Origin of the sequence: Tangfeifania diversioriginum, from assembly GCF_900141875.1 — a bacterium.
GTDB classification, from domain to species: domain Bacteria; phylum Bacteroidota; class Bacteroidia; order Bacteroidales; family Prolixibacteraceae; genus Tangfeifania; species Tangfeifania diversioriginum.
This window is the reverse complement of sequence record NZ_FQZE01000015.1, coordinates 51,603-63,447: the sequence shown is the minus strand read 5'-3', so window position 1 is coordinate 63,447 and position 11,845 is coordinate 51,603. Positions and strand designations below refer to the sequence as shown.

8 protein-coding genes are annotated in these 11,845 nt (G+C 42.9%); all 8 read left to right on the top strand.

Translation table 11 applies throughout. The features are described 5' to 3' along the window. Positions 1 to 13 precede the first annotated feature (13 nt). The 8 genes from BUC07_RS10855 to BUC07_RS10820 all read left to right on the top strand — a co-directional run bounded on the left by BUC07_RS10855 (position 14) and on the right by BUC07_RS10820 (position 11,818). Positions 14 to 1,681, top strand: a complete 1,668-nt coding sequence (locus BUC07_RS10855; RefSeq protein WP_073169269.1) for a ribulokinase — start codon at positions 14 to 16, stop codon at positions 1,679 to 1,681. A 285-nt stretch (positions 1,682 to 1,966) separates the two neighbouring features. Then, on the top strand, positions 1,967 to 3,259 hold the full coding sequence (locus BUC07_RS10850) for a coproporphyrinogen-III oxidase family protein (protein ID WP_073169267.1): 1,293 nt from the start codon (positions 1,967 to 1,969) through the stop codon (positions 3,257 to 3,259). 48 nt (positions 3,260 to 3,307) lie between these two features. Next, on the top strand, positions 3,308 to 4,366 hold the full coding sequence (locus BUC07_RS10845; RefSeq protein ID WP_073169265.1) for a cobalamin-dependent protein: 1,059 nt from the start codon (positions 3,308 to 3,310) through the stop codon (positions 4,364 to 4,366). Positions 4,367 to 4,370: 4 nt separating this feature from the next. Next, positions 4,371 to 5,561 carry a sensor histidine kinase gene (locus tag BUC07_RS10840; protein ID WP_073169263.1) on the top strand — a complete coding sequence of 397 codons (1,191 nt, stop codon included), beginning with the start codon at positions 4,371 to 4,373 and terminating at the stop codon, positions 5,559 to 5,561. A gap of 134 nt (positions 5,562 to 5,695) precedes the next feature. Next, the gene (locus BUC07_RS10835) at positions 5,696 to 7,936 is read left to right on the top strand and encodes a PAS domain-containing protein (protein WP_073169261.1); all 2,241 of its coding nucleotides are present in this window, start codon (positions 5,696 to 5,698) and stop codon (positions 7,934 to 7,936) included. A 25-nt stretch (positions 7,937 to 7,961) separates the two neighbouring features. After that, positions 7,962 to 8,612 (top strand): MEDS domain-containing protein, encoded by a 651-nt coding sequence (locus BUC07_RS10830; protein WP_073169259.1) that lies wholly within the window; start codon positions 7,962 to 7,964, stop codon positions 8,610 to 8,612. 15 nt (positions 8,613 to 8,627) lie between these two features. Further along, positions 8,628 to 9,995: a PAS domain-containing protein gene (locus BUC07_RS10825; RefSeq protein ID WP_073169257.1), complete on the top strand. Its 1,368-nt coding sequence runs from the start codon at positions 8,628 to 8,630 to the stop codon at positions 9,993 to 9,995. An 11-nt stretch (positions 9,996 to 10,006) separates the two neighbouring features. Beyond that, entirely contained in the window at positions 10,007 to 11,818 is a 1,812-nt protein-coding gene (locus BUC07_RS10820; RefSeq protein WP_073169255.1) for a PAS domain S-box protein, read from the top strand. Positions 11,819 to 11,845: the final 27 nt, after the last annotated feature.

The following is an 11,845-nucleotide window of genomic DNA, read 5'->3' as shown; positions in this document are numbered from 1 at the left end:
AATTCTTAAAAATATGAACGAAAAATATACGATAGGTTTGGATTACGGTACCGATTCGGTCCGTTCGTTAATAGTGAATGTGGAAACTGGTGAAGAAGTGGCCAGTGTAGTTTATAATTATCCCCGCTGGAAAGCCGGAGAATATTGCAATCCGCCGGTTAACCAGTTTCGCCAACACCCGAAAGATTACCTTGAAGGACTGGAATACACAATAAAAGAAGCATTGAAGCAGGCTCCGGAGGGAGTTGCTGAAAATGTAGTGGGTATTTCGGTGGATACGACGGGTTCTACTCCGGTGGCAGTGGATGAAAAAGGCATTCCGCTTTCGCTGACTGCAGGTTTTGAAGAAAACCCCAATGCCATGTTTGTACTGTGGAAAGACCACACCGCAGTGAAAGAAGCAGAAGAAATCAATCAGCTGGCCCGGAAATGGGATATCGATTTCACTAAATACGAAGGTGGAATTTATTCGTCAGAATGGTTTTGGGCGAAAGCCCTGCACATTATTCGCGAAGATGCAGGAGTTTTCAGGGCAGCTTATTCGTGGGTGGAACACTGCGATTGGATTCCTGCAGTGCTCACCGGAAATACTAATCCGAAAACTTTGAAACGCAGCCGTTGTGCAGCAGGGCATAAAGCCATGTGGCACGAAGCTTTTGACGGACTTCCCTCCGAGGAATTTTTGACTGCACTCGACCCGATGCTGGCCGGATTGCGCGAACGCCTCTACAAAGAAACTTTTACCTGCGATGTGGCAGCAGGAACGCTCTCGGAAGAATGGGCCCAAAAACTCGGACTTCCCCAAAATGTGGCAGTGGGAGTGGGGGCTTTCGATGCGCACCTCGGCGCAGTTGGAGCTGAAATTGAACCGTATTATCTTTCAAAAGTGATGGGTACTTCCACCTGCGATATGTTGATTGCCCCGTCGGATGAAGTGGGCGACAAACTGGTGAACGGCATTTGCGGTCAGGTTGACGGCTCCATTGTCCCCGGCATGGTAGGTTTGGAAGCCGGCCAATCGGCTTTTGGCGATATTTATGCCTGGTTTAAGCAGGTGCTGGAATGGCCGCTGACCAACATCCTGGCAAAATCGGATTTGATAGATGAAACCACCAGGCAGAAGCTGATTGAAGAAACTTCGGATAAAATAATTACTGAACTAAGCGAGGCAGCTGCTAAGATTCCGCTGGAAGAAAGCGGGATTGTAGCGCTCGACTGGATGAACGGCCGGCGCACGCCCGATGCCAACCAGGCGTTGAAAGGTGCTATCACCGGACTCAACCTCGGCTCTGATGCCCCGCGGATTTTCCGGGCGCTTGTGGAAGCCACAGCTTTTGGATCAAAAGCCATTAACGATCGTTTTATGGCCGAAGGTGTGCGCATTGACGGAGTAATTGCTTTGGGTGGTGTAGCTAAAAAATCACCGTTCGTAATGCAAATTGTGGCCGACGTGCTTGATATGCCCATTAAAATTGCTCGTTCCGAACAGGCCTGTGCACTGGGATCAGCAATGGCAGCTTCGGTTGCAGCAGGAATTTATGCCAATACCTCGGAAGCACAGAAAAAAATGGGCGGTGGTATTGAAACCGAATATCATCCAATTCCTGAAAATGTGGAAAAATACAAAGTGTTGTATGAGAAATATAAAAAACTCGGAAAGTTTATCGAATTTAATTATTAGACAAGGGAAAATACGATTGATTAAAAATGAGCTGATTTTTTGTGGTTGAACAAATTTCTTCTGAAAGCTAAAAGTGTTGCATGTTCTTTTATTTGGCTGGTAAATTATACAAAAGCCGTGAAAAAAATATAATTTGCCGCATTATTTTTTGAATAAATCAAAATTAATTAATATGTTTGTAGTGCAATGCGTTCTGCATTGCATGTGTGTTTGGGGGTTAAAATTGAGGGCAACTGTTGAGTTGCCCTCTTCTTTTTTATATACCTTTCATCCCAAATTGAATTTATGAAGATTAACAATGCTGCAGTAGCTCCTTCTGAGCCCTGGACAATTTTCAATAACCGGATGAGAAGTGCAAACCAGGCCCGCCACATTTTACCCTACAAACCTGTTCCCCACACTGAGCGCCACCATCTTTTAAAATCACTTTTTCAAAATAATTCCACACTCAACGACCGGGTAATTTATGTTCACATTCCCTTTTGCAAAAGTCTGTGCCCATTCTGCATTTACAGCAAACAAAAAATGGATTACAGGGAAACGATCAATGCCTACTGCGATACGCTGTTAAAGCAAATTCAAAATGTTTCTGCTTCGGTTTGGGCACAATCAGCTCCGTTCAAAGCCATTTTTTTGGGCGGCGGCACCCCAACGGCAATTCCCGCTGAAAACCTTACTGAAATCATCCGTTCCATCAGAAAATATTATCCGCTTACCACTGATTGCGAAATAACGGTAGAGTCAACTGTTTCTGAAATTACATCCGAATTATGTGCAAAATTAAAATATGCCGGCGTCAACCGAATAAGTCTGGGCGTGCAGAGTTTCAATACCAAAATAAGGAAGAAGCTGGGAAGGATATCAAACACTGAAAAAATACTTGAGGCCCTGGACACCATCAAAAAAAGTGGTTTCAACAATATTGCCATTGATCTGATTTACATGCTCGAAGGCCAAACCATGGAGACATGGCGGAATGATTTGCAGCTTCTGTCAGGAGCACCAATTAATGGGTGCAGCATTTATCCGCTAATAACGAAACCCGGCAATTTGAAGGTGCCCGAAAACTTAGAGCAGGAGTACCACTTTTTTGCAGAGGCAGACAATTTTCTTGCTGAACTGAACGGTTGGAAACGGTTCACACCGGTCCAGTACGGTCATAGTAAAAACGGAAATGCCAGGTATGTTACATCGCACGGGCAAAATGCTGACATGCTGGCTTTTGGGACTGGTGCCGGCGGACGAATACATAATTTCATGTACCTTCAGGGAACTGCTGTTAATGAGTTCATTAAAAATGGCCAGAACCTCACAAAAGCTCCGATGATTGGAATGGTTATAGATGAAAAATTCCTGGAGTTCAGAGAAATTTTTGGGTTAAGTGAAAGGATGCAACTGGAGAAAAATGGAAATGTAATGGCTAAACAATATTTTGGTGATATTATTGAAGACCTGATACATGCAGAACTGGTGGTTGAAGATGAAAACAACTGGCTTTTAACAAAAACAGGCCGGTTTTGGGCTGCGAATATTTCAACCCTTTTTAGCGGGCGGATAGCCAAATTAATAAATGGCTAACTGTTAAAATTTTAGTTTAATTTATATCTTTGGTTGAAATCAATAATCATGGAAAACTTGATCGAACAATTTGAAAATGCTGTTTTACAGAAACAATCAGTTATTGCTGAGCAAATTGTAGAAAAACAGTACGACAGGCAACCCGGATTCTGGAAGCCTTTTGGTTCGGAAGGCCGGAGGCTGAGCGTTCGTGATGCCGGCTATCACCTGCCGTTTCTGGTTGAAGCTGTGGTGTCGGATGATACCGATGTATTTGGCGAATATGTTGCCTGGGTAAAACGTCTTTTTCGTGGCCTGAATTTTCCGGATGAGGTGATGATAGTTACACTTGAATGCACTGCCGAAGTACTGAAAGAGATGTTCGCTGAAAAAATTCATCCGGTTTTTATGCCATTTATTGAAGAGGGATTAAAAAGGATGAACGAACCGCTGGATGAAATAACGAGTTTTATTGACACCTCCACCGAAGCCGGCAGAATTGCCAGGCAATATACTGATGCCCTGCTTGATGGCGACCGGCGGACAGCATCGCAAATAGTTATGAATGCAGTGGAAAATAAAATGCCGGTAAAAGACATTTACCTGGAGGTATTTCAGCAATCGCAATATGAAGTTGGCCGGCTTTGGCTCAGCAACGAAATCAGCGTGGCAACCGAGCATTTTTGTTCAGCTTCAACCCAGACAATCATGGCGCAAATGTATCCGTATATTTTTTCAACCAACCGAATTGGAAAAACGTTGGTAGCTGCGTGTGTAGGCGGAGAATTGCATGAAATTGGAATTCGTATGGTGACCGATTTTTTTGAAATGGGGGGGTGGGACACCTACTACCTCGGTGCTAATTCACCGGCTGCAAGCATTTTAAACGCCATTGATGAAAATGAGGCCCACTTGGTGGCTTTGTCGGCTGCCATGCCTTACCACCGGCCACTTTTGCGCGATACTATCCGAAAAATCAGGGAAAGCACATCGGGGAGAAACCTGAAAATTATGATTGGTGGAAGTGCGCTGAGCTTTTTTGGCGACAAATGGTCTGATTTTGACGCCGATGGTTACGCCCCTAACGCCAGTGAAGCAGTGGAAGTAGCTAACTTATTGACAGCCTGAGAAAATGGAAAACAAGAAATACATGAACGGCATCGTCCTGATTTGTGATGAAAAAGGATTAATTGAAAATATAATCCGAAATGATTTTGACTTGCCTGTGCAGCAATTTGTAAACAAACCAGTTACAAAGCTTTTTGAAAAAAGGGCTGTTTCCAGAGTGATGGATTTTTTAATGCAGGTAAAAAAACACAATATCGCATTTGATTATTCATTTTCGCTTGCCTTAAATGATGAAGCTATTCCACTTTATTTTACCGGTTTTTTTCTTGAAGATAAAATTTGGATGGTAGGCGCCGCAAGTACGTCCGATACGTTGAAATTTATCAACCAGCTGCAGCAAATTAACAATGAGCAGGCCAATTTTATCCGTTCACTGGTCAAAAAAAATTACACCACCGGGCAAAATGCCAACCAGCCTTCAGAGCAGCTGAATGATTTGAGTCGCCTGAATAACGAACTGGTTAACCTGCAACGCGAAATGGCCAAAAAGAATGCTGAGCTGGAACGCCTCAACGAGCTGAAAAACCAGTTTCTGGGAATGGCGGCCCACGATTTACGCAATCCGCTGGGCATTATTATGTCGTTTGCCGATTTTCTGGAAGATGAAACAAAAGATACGCTTTCACCCGAACATCGTAAATTCCTGCACATTATCAATACTTCTGCGGAATTTCTGCTGAAAATGATTGAAGATTTGCTGGATATTTCCAAAATTGAATCCGGGAAGTTAAGCCTGAACCGTGAGCCAACCGATTTGATTGAACTGGCCGAAAAAAATATCACGTTAAACAATGCGCTTTCGGCTAAAAAAGACATTTCAATACAATTCGATTACAACCATAAACCACTGATTTTGAATGTCGATTCGCAAAAAATGGAACAGGTGTTAAACAATTTGCTCACCAATGCCGTGAAATTTTCTTATAGCGGGAACCGGGTTTACGTTACCATTACGGCAAAAGAAAAAACCGTCAGGGTTGAAGTGCGCGACGAGGGCGTGGGCATTCCGCCTGATAAAACCGAAATCATTTTTCAGCCGTTTGGCAAGGCAGCGAGCACCGGAACTTCGGGCGAAAAAAGCACCGGGTTGGGGTTGTTCATTGTGAAAAATATTATTGAAGGACACAACGGAACAATTGCCGTGCAAAGTGAACCAGGGAAGGGGTCAACCTTTTATTTTGAATTGCCCCGGTAATTGTTGTATAACATAAAATTGAAGATAAACCAATGTGGTATAAAGGTTTTTTATGAATTATTTTATAAATTGAAAGCAAAAAAAGCTGAGGTGCAAAATGCAAACCTAACGGTCAACTTATAAAATTGTTCGCTATGGAACCAATCCTTTATTCCGACCAACCCGATGGCCGAAAATCGCTTAAAGAGAGAATCAGAGCGCTTTTACTGAAGCAAAACTACAATCTCTCCGAAAATGAACTTAATGAGGTATTGGAGGAAGTGGGCTTTTATCAGCAGGCGCTGGAGAAAAGAACACACGATTTGGGCGAGCGGGAGAAAGAACTCAACTGCCTTTATAATCTATCGCTGCTCGTCGAAAAACCCGATATTACGGCTAAAGAGTTGTTTCAATCACTCGTGGAGCTGGTTCCCGGCTCATGGCAATATCCGGAAATTACCTGTGCCCGGATAATTTACAACGGAAAAGAATTTAAAACCGCTAATTTTAAAGAAACCCCCTGGAAACAATCGGCCCCGGTTTTAGTCGATAATGAAAAAAAGGGCACTTTCGATATCTTTTTACTTGAGGAAAAACCTGACCTGGGGGAAGGGCCATTTTTAAAAGAAGAAAGAAACCTGCTGGATACCCTGGCCAAAAACGTGGGATATTTTCTGGAACGGAGGAAAATGATAAAAGCATTGCGTGACAGCGAAGAAAACCAGCGTGTAATCCTTCATTCGTTGGGCGATGCAGTGATAGCTGCTGACACCAACGGGCAGGTTATCCAGATGAATCCCATAGCAGAGCAACTTACGGGCTGGAGTTTCAGTGAGGCCGGGAATAAACCCATTGATGTGGTTTTTCGCATTGTAAATGCCACAACCGGTAGAAAAGTGGAAAATCCGGTAAAAAGAGTACTTGAAACCGGAAAAATTGTGGGACTGGCCAACCATACAAAACTTATTTCAAAAAACGGAAAAGAATACCAGATTTCCGATTCGGGCGCTCCTATTAAAGATGATCAGGGGGCAGTTATGGGCGTAGTTCTTGTTTTCAGGGATGTTACCGAAGAGTATAATATTCAGCAAAAATTAAAGGAAAATGAAGAGCGTTTCCGGGTAATTGTTGAAGGTGCGCCTGACCCAATCTTTATTCAGTCGGAGATGAAATTTGCCTACCTGAATCCGGTTGCCTGTAAACTATTTGGTGTTAAATCAGCAGATGAGCTGGTGGGCACTCCTGTAATGGAACGCTTTCATCCCGACTATCACGAAAAAATCAGAGAAAGGGTTCGCAATTTAAATACAGAAAGAAAATCTGTAGTTGAGCCGCTTGAACAAATATTTTTACGGGTTGATGGTAGTGAGGTATGGGTGGAAACATCAGGAGAACCTATATTTTATAAAGGAAAAAACGGCGCCCTGGTTTTTGTGCGCGATATTACGGCCCGGAAAAAGGCAGAAAAAGAACTGGCCCATTCCCATGAATTAATGCGCTATATTATTGAGCATGCCAACAGTGCTGTTGCTGTTCATGATTGCGATTTAAAATACGTGTATGTCAGTCAGCAATACCTCCAACAGTATAAATTGGTTGAAACAGATATTATCGGAAAAAACCATTACGATATTTTCCCGGATTTGCCGCAAAAGTGGCGCGATGTGCATCAAAAAGCACTCCGGGGCGAAGTTTCAAAAGCTGAACGTGACCCGTATTACCGCGATGACGGTTCAATTGATTGGACACGCTGGGAGTGCCGCCCCTGGTACAAAGCCGACGGCGAAATTGGAGGAATTGTACTTTATACAGAAGTGATTACCGAACGCATTGAAGCCGAAAATGCTTTGCGCGAAAATGAACGCCGGCTTTCCACCCTCATGGACAACCTCCCCGGCATGGCGTACCGCTGTAAAAATGATGCGGAATGGACCATGGAATTTGTAAGTTCAGGTTGCCTCCCGCTCACCGGTTACCCCGCCGACGAGCTGAATAATAACGAAGTAATTTCTTACGGACAGCTAATTCATCCTGATGACAGAAAAAAAGTTTGGGAGGAAGTACAGGCGGCTATAAAAGAAAACCGGAGTTTTGTTACAGAATACTGGATTACCGACAAAAACGGAAAGGAACACTGGGTTTGGGAACAGGGCCGGGCAATTAATTCTGACAGTGAAGAGCAGGATTATATCGAAGGTTTTATAATGGACATTACGCAGCGTAAACTGGCAGAAACCGAATTAAAACAGAGAATGGAAGAGCTGGAGAAATTCAACCGTGTCATGGTAGGTCGCGAAAACAGGATGATTGAGCTGAAACGGGATATAAATGAGCTGCTTATGAAATTGGGGCAGCCCAAAAAGTATCGCATTCAGGATGAGAATGAGGAAAATTGATTATTTTTAGCAGAAAGGAAAAAATATGCACATCAAAACATCGGACCAGGAAAAACTGAACATGGGTTTTGGCGGTTACACCTGCAACTGGGGATTGCACATTTGTGGGCTTTACGAAACCGAAGCCGAGCGCGACGAAATCATTTTCGGGTTTTTGCACCAGGGAGCCATCGAAAAAGACAAACAGCTGTATTGCCCCGAGGAGCACAGCCAAGAGGAGTTTATTGAAAAATACGGAAAGTTTTACCCTGAATGTAAACACCACCCGCACGATCCAGCGCTTTTTACAATAAGAGGCGCTAAAGAATTCTACTATCCTGGTGGCACTTTTTCCCCTCTTGCAATGGATAAAAGCCTCAATGAATATTTTAATGAATCCCAGAAAAAGGGCCGGCGCAATATCCGCGCCACAGCAGAAATGGTGTGGGCACTCGAAGCCATTCCCGGCGTGGAACACCTCATGGTTTACGAATCGCGGCTCAACTATTTCATTCCGGGAAAACCATGGATTAGTGTCTGCATGTACAATGTCAATAAATTTTCGGGCAGCACTATTATGAATGTATTGCGCACCCATCCATACACCATTTCCGGCGGGGTAATTACCCAAAATCCATATTACCAGGATCCCGATGAATGGCTCAGGCAAAATGCACCTGAATTCTTAACTGTTTAATGAATTTTTTGGACTATGAACTTTGCACATAACCTTTTTCTGCTGATGTTTAACCTGTCGCAACTGCATAGCAGGTCCAAAATAATTGAGCTGTTTGTTGACGGGATGAACGATGCTTTCCGACCTGTAAAATTTAACTACCTGCCCGAAAAAGGTTCCGAAAACGACATGGAAATCAAAACCCGGAATTCATTTTTTGGTGTTGTTGAGATTGAAAATGAAGGTGAACTTTCAGATGAAAACCGCAGCCTTATTCAAAACGCAGTGCAAATGCTGGCCGTTATTTTGGAACGACTTGTTTTCGATGAAAATCGTAATGAAGAAAAACTGTCCATTGAAAAAATTGCAGAAGAAAGAAATGTAAAATTACAGCAAACCGTGGGCGAGCTTAAAAAAGCCCGAAAAGCTTCCCTTAATTTAATTGAAGACCTGACCGAAGAAATTGAAAAGCGCCGGAAATCTGAAAATGAGCTGAAAGAAAGCGAAGAGCGGTTTCGCCTCGTGATGGAGAATAGCTTGGATGCCATTTTAATTACAAATCCTGACGGCTCAATATTAAATGCCAATAAAGCAGCCTGCGACATGTTTCAAATGACAGAAGAAGAATTGACCCGGGCAGGCAGAGAAGGCATTGTAAACCTGGATGATCCCAACCTCCTTAAATTCACTGAAGAACGCAAAAAGAAAGGACATGTTTCCGGCGAACTCACTTTCTTTAGGAAAAATGGTTCACTATTTCCGACTGAAATAACTTCTTCAATATATAAAACCGGTAAGGGTGAACTCAGAAATAGTTTAATCATCAGAGATATTACACAACGAAAAAAGCATGAAGAAGATCTGAAAGAAAGCGAAGAACGCTTTTCCACTGCTTTCAAAGCGAGCCCGGCCCCATTGGTTATTTCCGACATTGAATCAGGGCTTATTATCGATGTAAATAACCGATGGATTGAAATGCTTGGGTATCCAAGGGAAGAACAAATTGGGAAAACCTCAAAAGAAGTCGGCATTTGGCGTAATCCTTCAGAACGCGATCGGCTTATTCAGCAAGTCTTACAAAACGGCTCTTTTAAAAATGAATACATTGAATTTAACACAAAAGGAGGAGAAGTGATTATTGCACTCTGGTCAGCTGAAACCATTATGCAATCAGGCAGGAAAGTGATGTTATCCATGATTCATGATATTACTGAACGGGTAAAAGCAGAAAATGAATTGCGCCGCTTAAAAGAAAACCTTGAAGTGGAAGTGGAAGAGAAAACAAGTGAACTGCGCGAACGTATTGCCGAACTGGAGCGTTTCCAGAATGCAACCATCGAACGCGAATTCCGGATAAAAGAGCTGCGCGAGGAGATAAAATTGCTGAAAGATCCAGAATTATAAAACCATTGCAGATGAATACTTTAATTTGTGTCAGGCATAAAATTACTGCAGCAACAATTTTGCTTTTGGTTTTATCTTTTGTTTTCGCCAAGCAGGCATTTTCACAGCCCGACAGTACCATTAAAGTAGGCATTTACCAGAATCCGCCCAAAGTATTTATTGACGAAAGCGGAAATGCAGCCGGTATTTTTATCGAAATACTCGAAGAAATGGCCCGGCAAGAAGGGTGGCAGCTGGAATATTTCCGTTGCAACTGGAGCGATTGCCTGCAGTCGCTCGAAAATAGCGAAATTGACCTGATGCCCGACGTGGCTTTTTCTTATGAACGCGCACAAAAATTCAGCTTCAATAACCTGCCGGTTATCGAAAGCTGGTCGCAGGTTTATGCGTCGCCCGGAAGCGGAATTTCGCAACTTTCAGATTTGGAGGACAAAAAAGTGGCATTGGTCGAAGGCTCGGTCCAGCAAACATTTTTCAAGCAGGTTATGGCAGGCTACGGATACAGTTTTACTGAAATTCATGCCTCTTCATTCGGAGAAGCATTCTCCGAAGTGAAAATTGGTGTTGCCGATGTGGCAGTGACCAACAATTTTTTTGGCGAAATGAATTTCAACGATTACGATCTGAAAAAAACACCGGTTATTTTTAACGCCGCCATTTTGCATTTTGCCACTCCCAAAGGAGAAAATACCTGGTTGCTCAAAACTATTGACAGCCATTTGGCCGACTGGAAGAACACGCCGCGCTCTTTTTATTACCAAATACTGGAACAATATAAGGGATTAGAAATAAGTCAGTCAGAGAAACACTCACATTTTCCGTATTATTTCGCAGTCGCTGGTTTGGTGTTGTTGGTCGGGCTCGTATTATTGGGGTACAGCGTGCGGTTAAAAAAACAATCTGCCCAAACCCGTTCAAATGTCCTGCAATTGAACAAAGAAAAAGAAAAGTTGCAAAGTTACTTTGAGAATTCTCCTTTTGGAGTATTTGTCGCCAACGAAACAGGGCATTTAGTTGAAGTGAACCCCAAGGCTTGTGAACTTACAGGTTATTCATCCGGAGAAATACTCAAAAAGTCTATTTCAGAATTCGCACCTGAAGAGTTACGGGATGAAGTTGCAAATCATTTTAAAAGAGTGGATGTTGGCGGGAAAGCTTCTGGAATATATCCGTTTTTGACCAAAACAGGTAAAAAGAAGACATTGACGGTGGATGCAGTAAAAGTTTCAGACACCCACATTGTTGCGTTTGTAAACGACATTACCGATAGCATGTCTGCAAATTCGCGGCTCGATCGGTTGGGTAAAATTTTCCACCAGTCGGTAAACGAAATTTATTTAATCGACGCCGTTACCCTGCGTTTTGTGGAAGTGAACAATGCCGCACTGGCCAATACCGGTTACACCCTCAGCGAGATGAAACAAATGACACCGATGAACCTGAAACCGGATATTCAGGAGGAAGACGTTAAAAAGATTTTTGAAAAATTAAGGTCAGTGGAAAGTCAGCCTGTTCGATTTGAATCCCGGCATTACCGTAAAGACGGTACTTTTTATGAAGCCGAAATAAATATTCAATTGCTGGAATACAGAAATGAAAAGCTTTTTTCGGCGGTGGTACTCGACATCACTGAACGGAAAAATGCAGAAAACGAATTGAAAAAAATGAAAGAAAAGCTGGAAATGCAAGTGAATGAAAAAACAAAAGAGTTGAACCAACGCATTGAAGAACTGGAAAGCTTCCGAGAGGCGACTATAGAGCGCGAACTGCGCATGGAAGAGCTGCGACAAGAAATTAATGCACTGAAAAATGATAAAAATTAAACGAACTGCTAAAACTAACACTAAACA

Excerpts from the sequence above, each read along its gene's own strand:
- BUC07_RS10855 (WP_073169269.1), top strand. The coding sequence starts at position 14 with ATGAACGAAAAATATACGATAGGTTTGGATTACGGTACCGATTCGGTC.
- BUC07_RS10850 (WP_073169267.1), top strand. The coding sequence starts at position 1,967 with ATGAAGATTAACAATGCTGCAGTAGCTCCTTCTGAGCCCTGGACAATT.
- BUC07_RS10845 (WP_073169265.1), top strand. The coding sequence starts at position 3,308 with ATGGAAAACTTGATCGAACAATTTGAAAATGCTGTTTTACAGAAACAA.
- BUC07_RS10840 (WP_073169263.1), top strand. The coding sequence starts at position 4,371 with ATGGAAAACAAGAAATACATGAACGGCATCGTCCTGATTTGTGATGAA.
- BUC07_RS10835 (WP_073169261.1), top strand. The coding sequence starts at position 5,696 with ATGGAACCAATCCTTTATTCCGACCAACCCGATGGCCGAAAATCGCTT.
- BUC07_RS10830 (WP_073169259.1), top strand. The coding sequence starts at position 7,962 with ATGCACATCAAAACATCGGACCAGGAAAAACTGAACATGGGTTTTGGC.
- BUC07_RS10825 (WP_073169257.1), top strand. The coding sequence starts at position 8,628 with ATGAACTTTGCACATAACCTTTTTCTGCTGATGTTTAACCTGTCGCAA.
- BUC07_RS10820 (WP_073169255.1), top strand. The coding sequence starts at position 10,007 with ATGAATACTTTAATTTGTGTCAGGCATAAAATTACTGCAGCAACAATT.